This is a genomic window from Prevotella sp. HCN-7019, assembly GCF_037890215.1.
GTDB lineage: Bacteria > Bacteroidota > Bacteroidia > Bacteroidales > Bacteroidaceae > Prevotella.
Genome location: NZ_JBBKBO010000015.1, coordinates 1 through 19343, shown reverse-complemented (window position 1 = coordinate 19343; position 19343 = coordinate 1). Strand labels below are relative to the sequence as shown.

Here is a 19343-nt window from a genome sequence, read left to right as displayed (position 1 = left end):
GCTTTGTGTATTTGTTCTTCAACAATTCTCCATTCGCTCTATCCAGTTATTGAACAAAGAGCATTTTTTCCTGATTATCTCAAGTCCTATTTCCATGGCAAGGATGTCACCGTCAGTCACCTTATCATATCCGACAACGGCTTTCTTCAGACGTTCCGACGGTGCGGTAGCAGGACCGTTGTTTATTTCCTCCGGAGAAGCAAATTCATTTACAGCATCTTCCAACTGCCGGTAATCGAGCTGATCCTTCGTAAAGTTCCTTTTAAACACAGAAATATCACTGAACAACAGTCCTTCAAACTCATGCAACTGAATGTAAGGAACAAACCTCGAGCGCAGATCCTCATCTATATTCTCAGACATCTGTTTGAATAGAAAGTCCATCCTTTTATAAATATTGCTTATACTTTTACTCTCCATCCATCCCGGAAATTTGTATGAATCCCTTATGCGGTAATAATCCACCAACAACGAAACCACGCAGTCTCCTTCGTTCAGATGTCTTACAATCTGTTTTCTTAAAGTGTCCCACGCCACGATGCCACCATTAGAATGTTTTATGGTAGGAGCTTCCAGCAAGAGATCTTTTGTAAGGAAATAGTCGCGCAAGAGGTCTTTACAAAAAGCCTGCTCTGTCGAACCCTCACAGATGATAATCAGTCTTCTCATTTCGGCTGCCCTCCTTTCAGAATATTCTGTTTCCACAGATCGCCCAGCGTATATTCCTCCAGCCATGACTCCAGACTTTCCGGCTTCAATCTTTCCATTACCGAAACGCCATCTGTCTGGTTGACTGTAATCACGTCTTCCGCGTCAAAATTACTGATAAGGTCCGCACTTTGGGTGGCAATAATGACCTGTGTGCCTCTTGCCGACACCGACTTTATGAGTCCGGCAAGTTTCTGTATGGCCAGAGGGTGCAGTCCCAGTTCGGGCTCGTCGATGATGATGACTTTGGGAGGCACGAGTTGCAGAAACAGCGTGGTCAGTGCGATGAAGCGCACAGTTCCGTCGGAGAGGTCTGTCGGTCCATATACAGTAGAACTGAACTTGTCTGTCCATTGCAAGCGGACCGTGTCGGCAGCACTCACGTTGAAATAGAAATCGCTAAAGTAGGGCGCGATGCTTTGGACGACGCGCACAATCCGCTTGTAGGTGATGGGCGAATTCTCTCGGACTGCATACAGAAAAGCGGCCAGATTTTCTCCCTTCTCATACAGATAGTAGGCGTCGTTCACGATATGACTTTCCTTGGTGAACGGAGAACTTTTGCCCGTATCGTGGAAATGATATTTCTTTATTTCAGACAGATATTTTTGGATGTATTCGCCCCTCGACAATCCGCAGTATGACTTTATGCAGGCCTCGTTGCTGAAGCTGGCAATGTCGGAATACGAGCTATGGTATCCCAGTTTCTCTTTTGAGAACACAAACCTATTGTCTCCTTCTTTCAGCTCAAACGAGTAGGAGTTGTTCTTGAAACAGATAGTGGCTTCGATGGCATCCGTCGTCTTGCTACCTTGAAAGAAATATTTGTCAATTCCTCCGTTCAGCGCGACATACTCCGTGAGTTTCTGCTCGTACATACGGTTGAGAAACTCAAAGAAAGACAGGAAATTACTCTTTCCCGATCCGTTGGAACCTATCAGTATGTTGATAGGACGCAATTCAAGTGTCAAATCCTTGAACGACTTATATCCTTTTATTTCTATTTTGTCCATTCACTTGTATAGTATTGGAGATAATACAACAAAGATAACTATTTTTTCTCATTACTTACAATCCACCACACACTTTCCTTAACAATCAAATATTTAGAATACTATATTTACTTTCCATTCAATCGTTCCTTTATCTCATTCAGACTTGTACGAACACTTTCGAGATTTTTTACCTGTGAACGATAGAATTGCAACTCCTGCCCAGCTTTTTGTTCTTCGGATCTTCGTGACATTAATTCCCCATTATAAGGAAACGGAGAATTATTGAAATCACGTACAGAATCATATTGTTCTTTTGCCTGCTTTGCAAGAATAGCGTTTTTCTGTATCTCTACCTCAATTTGTTTTATTGATGTCTCAATCTGTATCTTAGACAACTGTATGATACTTTCAATCTGTCTTGTCGCATCTTTCGATGTATTTCGCGATGATATTATGGCAATACATACAGCAGTCACAGATAATAAAATATTCAAGATTGAGAAAATAACATCTATTGTAATATTCATTATTTAAAATTGTTATTATAAGTCATATTATCATCATTTATTTGTAGTTCGCCAGACATAAGACGGGGAATAAGTGTGTCGCGGAGTTGGGAAATCTTAAAATTTTGTTCTGATAAAATCTCAATATTTTTAAATAATGGACTAATTATAGACGAGAATTTATCCAAAACGGATTGTTTGGGGATAATTATTAATATTTTACTGAACGATGTAGTATTAACATTTAAAGTTGCAGTTCCGCCCCTTCCCATATTCTCTAATTTCTTCTTAATTGATGTCAAACTAAGATATAAATAAAATAAATAACTGCTATTATAAGGAACAATAGAATTAATCTGTTGATTTGTATGTGATGGTTTTGTGTTAATACTAACTAAACCTACAGTAGCTATACAACTTACTAAAAGAGAATAAGGAGGTAACAATTTATTTTGTTGTGAAGAACTTCCTTTATATGATAGAGAATCTGCACTATGCAAAATAAATAATTGATCATGCATATCTGGTATTTTTATGAATGGAATATTTCCACCATAATAATCTTTAGATGCTTTTGATGGCGTCTTTCCGCATATTACTTTCCCAAAATCTGAGATCAGTCCCACCTTCCACCCTTCCGGTATCCTCCCCAACTCCGAATCCACAAACTTGCCGTCCTTAAATGGCTCGAAATCTACAAACCAAGACTGGAATAAGGCTTGTGCCTGCTGCTCTAAATTTTCATTGATACGGCGGTTTAGTTCGATTTTGTCGTCAAGGGATCCCAATATACCTGCAATTTGTTTTTGTACCTTAAGTGACGGAATGAAAACTTCGATATTTCTCATTGTGAAGCCAGACACTTCCTTAAAAGTTGTTCCACTCCCTAAAGCTTCAATATTATTCTTATTATATTTTAAGAGATAGTATAAAAATAAACTATCAACCTTTTCTTTGTCAGGAATAATACTTTTAAATCCTTGATTTGTAGCTATGGGATTTTTAGCAATAGCGATATATCCAATAGGAGCACGAGAAGAAAAAAGAACACTCCCCGCTGGTAATAATTGTGCAGAACAGCTATTTAATCCATACCTCGTTATATTACGTTTTCCTTTTTTAACATAACGACATTGAAAATCTGACAAATCTTTTGGAGTAAGCCATGGTATATCTCCATTATAATATGCTTCTACGTTCGTAGAAGGAGTTGCACCTCCAACTATTGTCCCTATTTCTGATAATTTATATTTTAACCACATATGAATTATTCATTTTCAATTTTATATGAATCAAGCTCTACATTATTTGAATAAAAATCGTATGTACAATCAATTATATATATACTTTCATTAATTGTGCATTTTATATTTACATTGAAACAATTAGGGTCATCTTCATTTTTTACAACATTTTTCACTTCAAATTCTGTTACGGATTCATCTAATTTATTATCCGTCATTGAAATGATGGTTTCACGTAAATATAAATCACTTTGAATTTTATTTTTAATTGCATTTTCATTACTAATATATGAATGTTCAAAAAGATATTCTTCTAATTTAACAATAGAATTACATGTATATAGCTCTCTAGTATTTGCAAAGTCATTATCTTTCGAAACAAGAATTGTCAAACAATCATTATCATGTCCATATCTGATGATAGTTTCAAATATTATTGCATCTTTTAATCCAGCATCCGTATATATTTTACCTTGTGAACTTGCTGTTTTAAATGGCTCTTTTTTATCTATACATTTATCAATTAATAATTTATAAAAATTTATATCATTTGGATAATCTATTAATTTACATTTGTATTCTTCTAAAAAAACATTCAATTTCTTTTCTATATATTTACTATATTCCTCTTCATTTTTATGTTCAAACTCATAAAGTATTTCAACAGACGGACCAAAAGCTTTCTTATAAACAGCCTCTTGATGTATAAAATCGTTCACTCTGTTTTTATAATTTTCAACCAAATGATTTTTCAACTCTTTTAAAGATACTGTACATACACAGAAATCAGTTATATTCTCTATATTATTGGTCTTTATATAATTTATTGTTTTATTAAAAAGTTCATTAGGAATAATTTTATAATGAAAAAGAAATTCTTGTTTCTTTTCAGAAAAACGAGATTCCAAAATGTTTGTATCAAAAAATATTGCAATACGTTTCATCGCTTTAATAATTTATACCCAATGTATTCCAACTGCTTCCGAATCTCTTCCTCTAATTGATGCGATTGCTCAAACATTTCAGACAAATCCGCAGTGAGCCGTGTTATTTTCTCTTCGAACGGTTCGCCATCGTCTTCGGCCTCAGCAATGCCTACATAACGTCCCGGAGTAAGTATATAATCCAGATTGGCGACCTCTTCAAGAGTAGCTACAGCGCAATATCCTTTTTGGGACTTCAATATTCCTTCTTCAAACTCTTTAAATGTACGGGCTATGCGCTGAATATCATCTTTTTCATCTAACTCGCGCAGCTTTCGGGTAACCATCGTTCCCATTTGGCGAGCGTCGATGAAGAGTATCTTTCCCGGCTGCTTCTTGTTGCGATTGAGAAACCACAATGACACAGGAATACCGGTGGTGTAGAACAGCTGCGAAGGCATTGCCACAATGCCTTCCACAAGGTCGGCCTTGATGATGTTCTCACGAATAGTGCCCTCACCACCCGACTGCGAAGACAGCGAACCGTTGGCAAGCACCATTCCAATGCGACCACGGGGCGAGAGGTGATAAATCATGTGCTGCAACCATGCGAAGTTGGCATTGCCCGATGGCGGAATGCCGTAACGCCAACGCGGGTCGTCCTGCAACTTGTCGGCGCCCCAGTCGCTCAAGTTGAAAGGCGGATTGGCTAATATATAATCGGCTTTCAGCGTGGGGTGCTGGTCGTCGAAGAAGGTGTCAGCGGCAAACTTGCCCAAGTCCGCCTCGATGCCACGTATGGCCAGGTTCATCTGCGCCATCTTCCACGTCGTAGGATTACTGTCCTGTCCGAATACAGATATGTTGTTTATGTTTCCCTGATGTCTTTCTATAAACTTCGCCGACTGCACAAACATACCGCCCGATCCGCAGCACGGGTCGTACACACGACCGCTATAAGGCCGCAACACCTCTACCAATGTACGGACAATGCATGCAGGCGTGTAAAACTCGCCTGCCAGCTTGCCTTCTTTCTCGGCAAACTTGGCGAGACAATACTCATAAGTGCGTCCCAGAATGTCCTTTGAGTCGCCCTGCTCCTTCATGTGAATGTTGGTGAAGAGATCCACCACATCGCCCAACCGGCGTTTGTCCAGCTCCGGACGTGCAAAATTCTTAGGCAGTATGCCTTTAAGACGCGGGTTCTCTTTCTCAATCAGACGCATGGCATTGTCGATCACGGTTCCCACCTCCTGCGTATGAGCCGCATCGGCCACCACCTGCCAGCGCGCGTCCTGCGGCACGAAGAATATGTTTTCGGCCGTATATTCGTCCTTGTCCTCCTCGAAGCCGTCGCCTTCGTCCACGAGATCTTTGTATTTCACCTCGAAACGTTCCGATATGTATTTCAGGAAAATCAGTCCCAACACCACCGATTTATATTCCGAAGCGTCGAGATTGCCGCGCAACAGGTCAGCCGCCTTCCATATTTCCTTCTCAAATCCTATTTCTGCTGTATTTGTTGTCTTTGCCATATATGTATTGTTTTTCTGCTATATCAAAAATCAAAATAAAAATGCCGCACACCCATAAAAAGCATGCCGTGTGTACATTCATAAATATTATCAGACGACAAAGTTATAAAACAAATCGTTAAAACAAGAAAGGGAGAGGCAGAAAAGCCCTTCCCCTGTATTTTGGAAATGTATTATGCAATGTCCGGCTACGGTCAACACCCGTGAAACCTGTGTCAGTACGACAATCTCGCATAAACCGATCCCGCCACGCCCTACCCTTCGGAACGGAATATTCATTCATTATCAGGAAGTAAAAGTTAAAGACGACAAACTATCAGAAAACGGCAAACGCATAGAAAGAAAAAGGACCGATAGAAATTAAATGAAAATTGGTTTATATAAGAACTGAGGTTTTAAGACAGAATAAGCATTGTTCTCGCCTGTTGAAATGAAGTCAATACAGGCGACTTTCAGATTGTAACCGGATTTTGATTTTTACGCCAGAGTTTCCTGTTCTACCCCGAAAAATAAGCGAATATTTGCGGACTGACTCTCCATCGGACGCAAATACGCGAATCACGAGAGACTTTTATAAAACACTGAATGTCAATAGCTTGCGCTTAAAGGATATTTTATCGCTTTGCAATATGCACCATTTCAGCATGCGATACTGCCCAGATCAGGGGCTGAAATGCACCATATCACACCCTAACATAGGCTTAACCGGACCACGAAACGGGCATTATCAGAACGCAATATGAACCCTTTCTGACTACGCTATAGGGTATATCAAAAGACGGTACCGCCCGAAATGCACTTTATGACACCGGATTTAACATTTCCTCACGCCTATTTTCCGAATTTATTTTGTCAAAAAAAAGTCAAGAAAAACCGTAAGTTGGTTCCGCGGGTTTTCTTTAATAATGCTGATATCGCGCTTAAAAAAACATTGATATGACGCGCTATGAAAATAATGGGATTATTTTATCTGATAAACTGAAAGCATGCGTTTCCTCTGCACCAATGTTTTTTCATTGTTCTTACACTGTTTACCGGGTGAATCGTGAAAAGCGCCATGCCACAGCGTTCCTGGCATAACAGTACACTATAAAAAATGAGGTGGAAACATATCAGCCTTGTCCGTTCATACGGAAGACCTGATACATCTCCACCTCTGACAAAAAACTATGAATATATAGAAAATGTTTGTGCCCGCGATTATATGCGTCAGAACGTCATTCTGACGGCTGCATAGACATTGCGGCCGGGAGCATTGATGCCTGATGAGAACACGCGGTACTCGGTGTCGAGTATGTTCTCCACGCCTGCCTGCAGGGCGATGTAACGGTTAAGGGTGTAGCTGCCTTTGAGGTTGAGCGTGAACCATGCCGGCATGCCCTCGCCGTCGGCACCCTTCACGGTGGCGTAGTCGATGTTGTCCTCGCCGTCCATGTTGTAGTCGTCAACCGATTTCTTGCCGTTATAGAGGGCATACATGTCGAAACGTCCGCGACCGTCAGCCGTGAGCCATGCCGCACCCACACGTCCATAGATAGGCGGTATGTGGTCGAGCGGCTGTTTCTTCTCGCCTCCGAGTATGCGGCCGTAGGTATAATTGAACGAAGCGTAAAGCTCGGTCTGGCGCGACGGAGTGGCAGTAAGGCTTGACGAAAAGCCCCAGAGCGCCGCCTTCTTGGCGTTGGTGTATGTATAGACATCGCACATCTCGCCCTGATATTCCATCTGACTGTCGCCCATGAATGTGCCGCGCGCGGTGGTTATGGCGTCGAAATAGTAGGTGCCGTATATCACGTTCTCCCATGTCAGCACGTCGTCGATGTGCTTTGTTATGTTAAGGTCGAGCGAAACGGTCTTCTCCGGACGTATGTCCTTGTTGGGTATTGTCACGGTGCTGACCTTTGAGTCGAACACTTTTGAAGTGTTGTCGATGTTCGGCACGCGGTAGGCGGTGGATGCCGATATGGCTATCTTCCATGTCTTTGTAGGCAGCCAGTTCATGCCGAATGCCGCGCTGTATGTCAGATTGTTCTTGCGCTGGCTGTCGCCGCCGAAGAAGGGGAACTCCTCCACGTCGAGCACACTGGAATATGTGGTGGCATAGCCAAGGCGGATGCCGTCGTGCATGCTCCATTTCGGACTGATGTTCCACACGTGGGTGGCAAACGCTTCGATGGTGTGCATGCTGTTATGGCCGTCGGGATAGCGTGTGGTATTGTATGATGTTTCGCCCGTAAGCACGTTCTCGGTGTTGGCTGTTGACTTCAGAAAACTCAGCGTACCGTCGATACCAAGGTGCAGTTTATGGCTGTCCATATACTTTATCCAGTCGCTGTTGAGCGATACTATATTCACGTTCTCCCAGTTGTTGTACAGTTCTTCTTTCTGGAACTTGCGGTCGTGGCGGCTCTCCTTCACGTTCTGGTAGGCCAAAGTAAGATGTACCTTGTCGGCTCCGAGCTGCTCGCGTCCGTCATACTGATAGGCTGCCATGAGGCGGAACTGCGGACCGTAGTACCACTCGGCAAACTTAGGTCGCAACTCACCGTCCTTCATCTCGGTGACGCTCAGACGGTCGTAGCGGTTGAAGTCGTTGGTGTTTGACAGCTGGAAATTAATCATGTGCGACTGTCGGGCATTGGGCTTGTAGAGCAGTTTCTGCATGAAGTCGTACTGCAGATAACCCGAACGCTTCTGTAGCTGCGGTTTGTCGTTATACAGGAGGATATCGTCCTTGCCGTTCTGCGGCTGAACGTAGATGTCGCTTCTTATATAATTATCGTCATCGGGCAGGAACGGATTGCGGTTGGTTCCGGCACGAAGATCACCGAAGTTGCTGAACGTGAACGATGTGAGCGACGCGAACTTATCCGTACCGTAATTGAAATCCACATGCGCCGTACCTTCATTGTTGGCACTGCCGTATCTCACGACAGCATGTCCCTCGCTTGTAGAGGATGCTCCGTAGGCGGCAAGTGTAGGCGACATCGTGTTGAACACGATTGTTCCGCCCAAAGCGTCGGAACCGTAGTTGAGCGACGACGGCCCGAAAAGTACTTCCATGTTTTTCAATGCGAACTGATCCACGGTAAGACAGTTCTGCAGATGACCGCTTCTGTATATAAGATTGTTCATCCTTATGCCATCAACAACAAGAAGGATGCGCGACGCCTCAAAGCCACGGAGTATGGGGCTGCCTCCACCCTGCTGGCTCTTCTGTACAAGCACTTGACCGGTTTCACCGAGCAAGTCGGCCGTAGACTGCTTGTTGGCGTAATCGATGTAACTTTTTGGAACGCTCACAATGTGCTGCGGAGTGTTTATCTTACGTGTCTGTTCACGGTTGACAGAAACTATCACCTCACGCAGATCGACAGTACGGAATATATCCAGACTGTCAGCTTTTCCTGCATAAGCAGAAGAATAACAGCATGCCGCAAGACAAGCTGCCAACATGATGTTTCTCATATAAAAATATTGTGCTATAAATAAGTTGTTATCCTGTGTGCTGATATTAATATCCTGAAAACGCAAGCCGGTCAATATCCCCAGACGTTGGTTTTGCTGTAAACGGCTTCGTCGGATTCTTCTTCGTAGTCATTGTAACTGTACCGACCGGGATCTGGAGGCAACGGGTTCATATCACCAAAGTCTTCACCACCGGCGCTTCCGCTCAGAATGTTATCAACAACAACCTGCAACACTTGAACCGAGGGTGAAATGTATTCTTTTTTCATCTTCATAATTTAAATGTTTTAATGTTCGGGGTGCAAATATATATTATAAATGTATAAAAAAGAAATAGAAGTTCCTTTTTTAATCTTTATTATTTAATTTGCATTTTAAATATCAATTTTAGATGATTTACATCAAGAGAAAGTATATTATTTGAATAAACATACACTCCAAAATGTTAATTAGTGTTATCTGTAAATTATTCATCATTTGCACTCAGAAATCCCCAATAATTTCTATTTGACATAAATCAAGCCCTATTGTTTTTAAAAATCTATCATATGCCCGTATATTTATTTTGATTTAAAGAAACATAAACACCATATTGCAAAAATACAGAAAATATGATACATTTGCCGAAAAAGCGTAAATGTATAAATGTTTTTAAAATAGAATAAAAAATAAAAAATATATTAATATATAACAAATATGTTCGATTTTTCTTTTTATTTCAGATGAAATGGTATATATTTGCCGTCCGGTTTTTACCGGAAAGGATAACATATATTAAAAGATTAAGATTTTATAAACAGGAATGAAGGTACTATGGTAAAAAAAGGATTGACAGGATTATTGGCGTTTCTCTTACCGCTTATGTTTATGCAGGCTCATTTGAGCGATGACAAAGACGTAAACGACAAGAAACGCGCTAAAATGGAACGTGCTGTTTCCACATTACCTGATTCTGCTTATGAACAGGTCAAGAAAGAAGATTTGCTGAATGATGAGGTGTATATCAAACTTGCACGGGACGGTTGGTTTCCGCAAGAGATAACAAATATCATGGACCGTTACATAAAGGCGAACCGCAATAACGTGCGTGGCTCGCGCGAATATGGTATGTATGCCAAGCAGTGGCTTCCTACTTTCGGCCACACACCGGGCAACGACTCCATATATCAGTTTGTAGATACGGCTTATTATGGTGAAACAATGAAATCGGTACGCCGCCTTTACGCAAAACAACTGGAGGCGTATTACCCGGAAATACCTTATACACCGGAGGACCGTATGCAGGGCAAACGCAATCCGGGATATTTCCGTCCCGTACAGCAGAAACCTTATACAGGTCGAGTACACTGGATTGTGGTTCATCCCACAAATCCTGACGCACTGATGGTTATACCTGACGGCGGCGGCATATTCCGCACAGACAATCTGGGCGAAACATGGGACTGTGTCACAGACAGAATACCGGATCGTGAATACAGAAAAATATGTTCTCATTCGGCAATCCCCGTTGATCCGGATGACTGGGATCATTTCTTTGCCTTCATGAAGAACGGCAACGCTTCAGCCGTTTATGAAACAACAGACGGAGGACAGAGCTGGACAAGAGTACAGGGTGCTACACACAAATCGTTCAAGCGTGGATACGCATTTAAGGACGCAACCGGTAAATTGAAATTTATCGGTGCCAACCAAGGTGGATCAAACTATCTTGGCAGTCAGCTTTGGTATAGTGAGGACAAGGGTGTTACATGGAAACAAATAGTGATACCCGAAGACATGAAAGAAACTCACCCGGAAACAGGTATGAAGGGCTCGTTCTTCCAGAACGTTGCCTTCCACCCCGAAAACCGCAACCTTATATATATACCGACTTCACGCAGTATATATTATTCTGAAGACGGACTTACTCCGCAAAGTGACGGAAGTTTCAATATAAAGCGTATGACGTTCGATGTATACAATCAGGACGGCACAGAACTGAGATACAGTCAGGTGAATGAATTTCCTTTTAAGGCTACAACCCAGAGCTTTTTGGAGATAAACCCGAACAATCCACTTCAGATGTGGTTCGCAACGGCATCGCGTAACGTAAGCTATGGCGTATATTCAGCCGTTTATCGCTCAGACGACGGCGGAAAGACATGGCGTACATTGCAGGAACCTATAAACGGCATAGGCAACGGACTTGCTTTCGGAAATGAGTCACCATGGGGATGGCTCGGAGGTTTTGGAGTAAATTTCCAGGATCCACAGTGGCTGTACGGATGCTCCATGAGTTCGGCAATAAGCAGTGACGGAGGACATACATTCCAGCAGTTTGCCTGGGGAAACCGTCTGAAGGCTAAAGCAGATGACGGACTGTATTATACAACAACCAGTGCACGACACAATGCAGACAATCATTGTATTGTCTCTCACCGCAGCGGACGAGTATTCCGTGGATCGGATGCCGGTCTGCTCGTAAAAGACAAGAACATCAACAACCACGAATGGACAAACATAAACAGCTCGATGGGCAATCAGCTGCATTATTCTATTAAGGTAAATGAATTCGGCGACCAGACAATGCTCGGCAATACGCAGGACGTAGACGCACAGACATACCGTTACGGCAGATGGGGAAACTGGCGTGGATATGAGGGAACTGAAGCTTTCCTTAATCCTTATGCCGGCACATGCTATTTCTCCGGAAGCGGAGGCGGAGGTCTTGAAGGAGTATCGCTCAGCTCTTGGTATGAAGGCTATTCGATGGCTGATGTCTGCACAGGATATTGGTATCTGATTCACAATCCGGGAAACAACGCCCAGTCTTTCTTCCGTATAGAGGATTTCGGACGTAAGACGATAAACATCTCTGCAAATACTGTAGATGAGAGCGGTGCTGGAACTGGTGCACGTGATTTCGCGATAACCCGCGATGGCGACAAGCCCACACTGTTTGTGCTGAACACCAACCATACAATTGTCAAGTCGACAGACAATGGCAATACTTTTGAGACTGTTATGGTGAATGGTTCCAACGGCTCAAAGGTTGCGGCAAAGTTTACAAACGCCTGGATTGCAGCTGATCCGAATAACAGCAACGTTATATATGTTGCACAGACCGGAAAGGTGCTTAAATATGATTTGACAACCGGAAATAGTGAGGATCTCTCGCAGGGTCTGCCGTCAATTTCGTGTGACGATATATTCTTCCATGAGGGAACAGGAGACCTGTATTTCTTCAGCTCTTCGTCAGGTATATATCTGCGCGACCACAATACTGGCCAATGGTCGTTGTGGCTTAAGGGATATAATCCGCTTTCGGCAAAGCGTCTTGCCTTGAACTATACCACCCAGGAAATGGTGATAGGCGATTACGGACGTGGCGTGTGGGTGGCTGACCTTGAGCATCCGGCTGACCGCTACTTCAAGAACGGCTTTGCGCTGAAAGAACTTTCTAATGTCAACGGACGTCGAACATTCGGTATTGATACAAAATGGACCATACCTTTGTATTATAACTATACATGGTATGTAAATGGAACGGATGTGAATAATCCTTACCAATACCTGACAGCCAATCTCAATGATAATGATAAAGTGCAACTGAAACTCACATTGCGCGAATCACCAGATGTGACAACGGAATCAGCAATATATACAGTGAAGACCGGCACATCCAAAACAACGACTGTTGAATATGCACCAAAACCGGGACTGGCTCTTTACAGCAATGGCAACGGTCGTATAGATCTTGGAAATGTTGACTACTTCTTCAATGATTTCACAATAGATTTCTGGATTAATCCGGAAAACGATGGTGTTATACTGTGTAACCGCCCGGTTGAATTGCAGCGTGACACACGCGGTTGGGCATTATTGCTTGACCAGGGCAAACTGAAATTCCGTTATGCTCCGGCTCAATTGTTCGACCGTGCTACATACGATAAGAATGAAACTCAGCAGACAGATCTTGTCGGCGGATCTTTGACAAAGGGACGCTGGTCGCATGTTGCGCTGAGTGAAGATCGCGACGGCAATGTAACATTATATATAAATGGCAGTGAAGTGGCTTCTGCTCCGCGTATCGTACAGTGGGCTTCACTTAACAGTGCTGTGAACCTGTCACTTTTTGCAGATGGATTCGAGAGCATGGCAATGAAGGGAAGTGTAGACGAACTGAAGATATGGAACCGTGCGCTCAATGCAAATGACATTAAGCGTGCTATGTTCTCACATGATACATCGGATAATAACGCTTTGGTGTATTACAATGACTTTAATGCAGGAGCACTTGACAAGGAGTATGAGTTATTCTCACGCACAGGCATGGCTCCACGCACCCAGGCTGTCACATCTTACGTTAAGATGCCAGTCGCTGTTGGAGCAATCAAATCTGATGTAAAAACACCTCAGGGACGTACCGCATATGATACGGGCAATGGAACAGCAATATATCTGACCCCATCAAGCGAACAAGCACCGGAATTTGGAGTTTATCGTTACGCAAATCTTCATCCGGACAGCATGGGTGTCAACACTCAATATTATATTGCCGCATCTGAAGTATTCCAGATACGCCCGTTCTCTGACGCAGGACAACAGACTGTTGATATAGAGCTTCCTCTGTCATGGCATAGCGGAAAGCAGTATCAGCTCTATGCATGTGGACTGTATGAAGACCAGAAAGTATGGATGAAAGTTGCAGATATGGAAGCCGGCGAAAGTGGTAGTTCACTAGTAGCCAAAGGTGTAAAAGTTGCTAACATAACAGATAAAATGCTTGCTGTACTCGAGAATAAACCTGCAATAGAACCAACACTGGCCGGAAATTGGGAAGGAAATGAGATTGATGTTTATGACCAGAATCAAGTGTCATATAATATTAACGCACATCTTGTTGGCGGAATGAACGAACCGAGCGGACTTTATGAAATAAGTTCAAGAACTGGTCTGTTCAAGATCGCAGACAATATGAAATTTATCAATGGAAAGGCAGTAGCAAAACTTCAGCTTGACATTAACATGCTGAAAAACGCTAAAACGCTTAAAGATACCATCGAAGGTAAAAACGGAAGCATGGTACCATTGGTAATAACAGTCAACAACAAAATGCTGCCAGTGGATCCAGGCAAGGCAATGACATTCAATAGCGGAGGAGCTGCAGTACAGTCTTCACAGATAAGCAGCAGTCTCAATGGACTCAACAATGTAACCATGATGGGATGGATACGTCTGGACAACGAGGATATGATGAAAAGTGTAAAACCGTTGATATTCTTCCGCGGCAGCAACGGTGGAGTATGTGGAATACATATTGCGGACAAGAACCTGCGCTTCCACTGGAATGACGGATACTACGGATGGTCAACGACACATTACTTCAAGTCTTCAGACGTAGGAAGATGGATGCATGTGGCATTAGTTGCAGCATCTGACGGATTCCATGTATATCTTAACGGTGCCGAATATTTCCGCTCGACAAGCGTACCTACTGCCAAGATAAATTCGGCATTGCTCCTTGGACAGAACTATCAGGGAGACAAATGGTACAAAGGTGCAATCGACCAAGTAATGCTTTGGAGTCGCGCACTGTCATCTGATGAGATACGTAAATATATGATGGAAAATCCTCGACTTGACGAGCCTGGACTGGTTTCGTTTATAGACATGGATCATACAAATGAAAACGGAAAGGTATACGATGTTGTTACGGGCACTCCACTCACTCTGTATGGGACAACTTCAAACGAAGAATTCTCACATATGCCGTACCACCCATCCATCACATTCAGCCAAAACAGTCAGGATGCAGAATCAAATCAGGCGGTACATGTAGCTGCACCTCAAGGAGTAAGTGCAGACTTCCGTATAGGAGTGATGAATGGAACTCCATATAATTATGCAAATACAGAGCATGCAGAGTTTGTGCCATTGAGTAATTCGTTCTACACAATTACAATGAGTAAAGCCTCGGTGTTCTCATCAGGTCAGAAAGCTACAATAAGTTTTGACATGCCACAGACGACATCGGCTCCCGCCGTTACATTGGCCTTGCGTCCGATAGGTTCTCCAGAACCGTTCTCAACATTCGTTCCAATGCTCAGCCATGATAATGGAAGAATGAAATTTGAAGTGGACGGAACTATTCTTAACGACGGGTGTGAAATGATGTTGATGTATGACGGAACTACCGGTGATTTCCCTGTAAGGGTTAATCTGTCAGTTGATAATCATATTGAAGGCGACACAATAATAATTAGTGACGCTATGAACAAAATAACCGTAAAGAGTAAAGTGATAAGTAAAAATCCGACAAGCAAGGTACAAGTGTCTGTTGTTGAATCAGAATATGCTTCAGCCAATATATCTGAGCTAGACCTTAACGGTCCGGCAGAACAGGATATTGTGGTAACGATCAACAAAGAAAATCTTAACAGCTTGGCTATCAACCCAGTCACAATAAAACTTTCGGGAGTCACCGACAACAGTGAACTCAAGCTTAATGTTGCACTTGAACCAATAGTAGAACTGTCATTAGCTGATAATGAAAATGAAGAAAATATCATTGAGGCTACATCACCATACGTTTCGTTTGGTGTAAAGGCAAAATTGTTGCAAGGCGTACTCAGCGAAGGCATAAAAATAAAAATTGAGTCAGATGGAAATACAACAGGCCTGGTAAATACATCTTTGGGAAGTTTGCTCAGTAACGGTAATGCTGCATATGCAGATATGCTTGAATATTATCCGAGTGCAAGTGAGTTTGATGCAGGATGGAACCTGATTGGAAATCCATACTTATCGAACATAAATCTCACAAAAGAACACAATGTCATACTCAATGAGGATGAAGTGGTGAAATACCTCTACCAGTACAATCCAGAGAGTGACACATATACAGCCTGGGATATGGTGGAGAATTATGATGAGACACAGAAACTCATGCCATTCCAACCGTTCTTCGTACAGACACGCCAATCAGGTGCAAGTCTTGTAATAACACCGGAATCGAAGAATACAAGCATAAACCGCCGTGTATTTGACCATTATATGCTTCACGAGAGTAGAATGTTACGTCTGGGCCTATACGCAGGTGATTCTGATAAACTGGCCGACCGAACAGAAATAAAATTACAGAACGAAACTTCTAACGGTTTTGTTCTCGGGGAAGATGCAGTAAAAATGTGGGGAGGCCTTAACTCCAAGACAAACGAGCTTGCTACCGTATGCGACGACCGCAACCTGTCGGTTAACGTCTTATCTGGCAAACAAGTGGAAATACCACTCAACCTGCGCCTTTCCTCTAAAGGAAAGTTCCGTTTAGCTGCAATAAAAGTATATGGTTATGGCCTAAATGACAAAGCAGAACTTCTGGACAAATCAACAGGTCAGAAATGGAATCTGCTTGATGGCGACGGATATGAATTCAATGTAGAGAACACAACTGATGCAACATCACGATTTGTCATTCTTCTGAATGTACACGATGAAGCAACTGGAATTGGACAAGGTGCTGAAAATACAAAGCCTACAGTCAGCATAGACGGAAACACATGTCGTATAGAAGGACTTTCCGGCAAGTCTGTAATAGAGATGTTCGATACAGTTGGACGCAGATGTGTATACAATACAACAACTTCAGACAGCTACTCTCATCAGTTGCCTTCAGGCACATACATCGTGCGTGTGCGCACATCTAACAAGGATTATACAAACAAAATAAACGTAAGATAATGAAAGCAAGATATATAATTGTTTTATTGTTCTCATTGCTCGGCCTGTCTGCACAGGCCCAGAGCATTGAGCTGATAGGACTTGTTCCAAGTGCCGACGGCGGTATCCCGGGCCGTATGATATTGGCTAAGGTCAATGCCGGAGGCGAGGAAATACAAAATGTTCAGGTAGTGTCCTTCAGTCTACGTGACGGCAATAGTACTGTGTCTTCAGACAATATACCATTGTCAGACGGATATTATCTGCTGCCAATACCGGAGACGCTCAACCGTAACTTCACGGTGCCTCTGCTTGACACAACTGACAGATATGCATATCGTGCTAAATTTATCACTGCAACTGGAGCACAGTATCTTTCTGAGTTGATAGAGGACAATGGCGTCGAGCGTTTTAAATGGATCGGACAGGATGTCAAGTGGAATACCGCTACAAGCGGATATGATAATAGAATAAAGTTTGACGAAGGCATTGATGGCGGAAATCCGTTCCCTGTTGACGGTATTAATTTCTATAAGAGTTTCAGCACTCATGCCAACGGCAGCTTCACGTTCAACTTTGCTGAAGACAGTCCGTACTCACGCTTTTTTACGTATTACGGAATTCAGGACGACAAGAGCAGCGGCGACATCCGTTTTTCTCTTTCCGTAAACGGCGAAGTGAAGGAGACACAGACAATGTATGCCAAGACCAATCCGGTGAAGCCGGCTGACGGTATATATCTGCGTAAGTATGAAGTTCCTATAGACGGACAGACAAATATTGTCATAACGGGTAATATAATTGACAATAATGCTCAGGACCACATGAACTTCCCGCTTGGACGTGTTTATCTTAAAAAAGATGTAAGAAAAGCTCAGAAAGCTACATGGCCTGAAACGGACATATTGGCCTACGGCAAGCCGTTTACACATACGCTTGACGCAGGATTCACTTCAGGCGGCACCGGGCTCTACTATATAACAGCCGGAAGCGAATATGCAACCATAGAGGGAAACGTACTGAACGTACATACCATTCCCGAGGATAAGTCTGCATATATTGAAGTAACTGCCGTACAGCCAGGTACAGAAGAATACCTGACTTCGCCGATTACGAAATGTCGCTTCTATATACGCAACGACAGAACCGTAGCACGCAATGAAAAACTTGTGCTTAACAATGGGGATGAAATAAATGAACTCACTGTTTATGCCGATCCTGAATCGCGCGGTCAGGTCGTAGTGGATAATGGTATTGCTTCAGTAAAAAAACTGATTCTGAAATACACGTTCAAACCAGGTCAATGGAATTTCATCTCATTCCCGGCTAACGTAAGTCTCTCAAAAGTAAGTAATCTCAACGAACTGGGTTACCATCTGAACGCTGCTAAAAAAGCTTTTTACATCTGTGAATACAGCACACGTTCACGTGCAGAACAACCAAGTAAGACAGCTTGGGTGAAAATGCAGACAGACAATGTCGTCAAGAACAAAGGATACATCATGGGCGTTGCCCGTTCGGCGGACAATCCGGATAACACACCTGTTGAAGTGACATTTGTCTTTGAAAACACGACACTGGGCTTTGATGCATCCAATAATGGTTCACTCAATGTAGAACTCAACATGATGCAAGTTGAACCAGGCACAGAGATTCCTGTATACGTGACACCTGACAACGGAGTGAAAGGCGCACCATTAAAGGTAATGGTAAGATTCTCACCAAAAGATATTACGGAACTGCCGATAAACTACGCTACAGCTCTCGATGATGTACGTGTCACCTTCACACCTAACAATACAGGCATACGTCTGACTTTGCCGACACAGGAGCAGGCAAAAGTTGTAATCTTCGACAAAAAGGAAAAAATGGTGAAAGCTGTGAAATATGTCGCTCCGTTCATGATTGACATACGCGACCTGAAACCAGGCAAATATCAAATGTACATAAAATATGGTAACGCTGAGGCCATAAAACCGTTTGAGATTAAAGAGAAAAATTAGAAAACCAATTCATACATAATTTAACACAAATGTAAGGCTGTCCCTAAATAAAAAAAGGACAGCCTTAATTATATGAATTCTACGAAACACGTATACCTGTAAATGAGCCATACAAGCCGGTCATGTTTCATATCATAATTTCTATTAATTAACGTGAGTTCGATATAAGATCTAATATAATCTACTAGTAAATAGGAACATAGCGAAAAAAGTATTAAATTTATAGTGACCAATTATAACATTTAAACGATTACCACTATGTT

General features: G+C 42.6%; 10 protein-coding genes. 2 read left to right on the top strand and 8 right to left on the bottom strand.

All coding sequences use genetic code 11. The annotated features are described in order from the left end of the window. Positions 1 to 18 precede the first annotated feature (18 nt). The 8 genes from WKT13_RS12780 to WKT13_RS12745 form a co-directional block, all read right to left on the bottom strand. Positions 19 to 669: a DUF4276 family protein gene (locus WKT13_RS12780; RefSeq protein WP_340324178.1), complete on the bottom strand. Its 651-nt coding sequence runs from the start codon at positions 667 to 669 to the stop codon at positions 19 to 21. Then, complete coding sequence (locus WKT13_RS12775; protein WP_340324177.1) at positions 666 to 1721, bottom strand: AAA family ATPase; 1056 nt, start codon at positions 1719 to 1721, stop codon at positions 666 to 668. Before WKT13_RS12775 ends, WKT13_RS12780 begins: the two co-directional genes overlap by 4 nt. A gap of 107 nt (positions 1722 to 1828) precedes the next feature. Continuing rightward, entirely contained in the window at positions 1829 to 2230 is a 402-nt protein-coding gene (locus WKT13_RS12770; protein ID WP_340324176.1) for a hypothetical protein, read from the bottom strand. Beyond that, positions 2230 to 3471 carry a restriction endonuclease subunit S gene (locus WKT13_RS12765; RefSeq protein ID WP_340324175.1) on the bottom strand — a complete coding sequence of 414 codons (1242 nt, stop codon included), beginning with the start codon at positions 3469 to 3471 and terminating at the stop codon, positions 2230 to 2232. Before WKT13_RS12765 ends, WKT13_RS12770 begins: the two co-directional genes overlap by 1 nt. A gap of 5 nt (positions 3472 to 3476) precedes the next feature. Further along, entirely contained in the window at positions 3477 to 4397 is a 921-nt protein-coding gene (locus tag WKT13_RS12760; RefSeq protein ID WP_340324174.1) for a PIN domain-containing protein, read from the bottom strand. Further along, a complete protein-coding gene (locus WKT13_RS12755; RefSeq protein ID WP_340324173.1) occupies positions 4394 to 5911 on the bottom strand; it encodes a class I SAM-dependent DNA methyltransferase in 1518 nt (505 codons plus the stop codon). Before WKT13_RS12755 ends, WKT13_RS12760 begins: the two co-directional genes overlap by 4 nt. A gap of 1209 nt (positions 5912 to 7120) precedes the next feature. Further along, positions 7121 to 9379 (bottom strand): TonB-dependent receptor plug domain-containing protein, encoded by a 2259-nt coding sequence (locus WKT13_RS12750; RefSeq protein WP_340324172.1) that lies wholly within the window; start codon positions 9377 to 9379, stop codon positions 7121 to 7123. Positions 9380 to 9450: 71 nt separating this feature from the next. After that, positions 9451 to 9654, bottom strand: a complete 204-nt coding sequence (locus WKT13_RS12745) for a hypothetical protein (RefSeq protein WP_340324171.1) — start codon at positions 9652 to 9654, stop codon at positions 9451 to 9453. A gap of 538 nt (positions 9655 to 10192) precedes the next feature. On the opposite strand from WKT13_RS12745, the gene WKT13_RS12740 reads away from it, so the two are divergent. Both WKT13_RS12740 and WKT13_RS12735 read left to right on the top strand, forming a co-directional pair. Beyond that, complete coding sequence (locus WKT13_RS12740) at positions 10193 to 17098, top strand: LamG-like jellyroll fold domain-containing protein (protein WP_340324170.1); 6906 nt, start codon at positions 10193 to 10195, stop codon at positions 17096 to 17098. Continuing rightward, positions 17098 to 19080: an NPCBM/NEW2 domain-containing protein gene (locus tag WKT13_RS12735; RefSeq protein WP_340324169.1), complete on the top strand. Its 1983-nt coding sequence runs from the start codon at positions 17098 to 17100 to the stop codon at positions 19078 to 19080. The genes WKT13_RS12740 and WKT13_RS12735 overlap by 1 nt, the downstream gene beginning before the upstream one ends. Positions 19081 to 19343 lie beyond the last annotated feature (263 nt).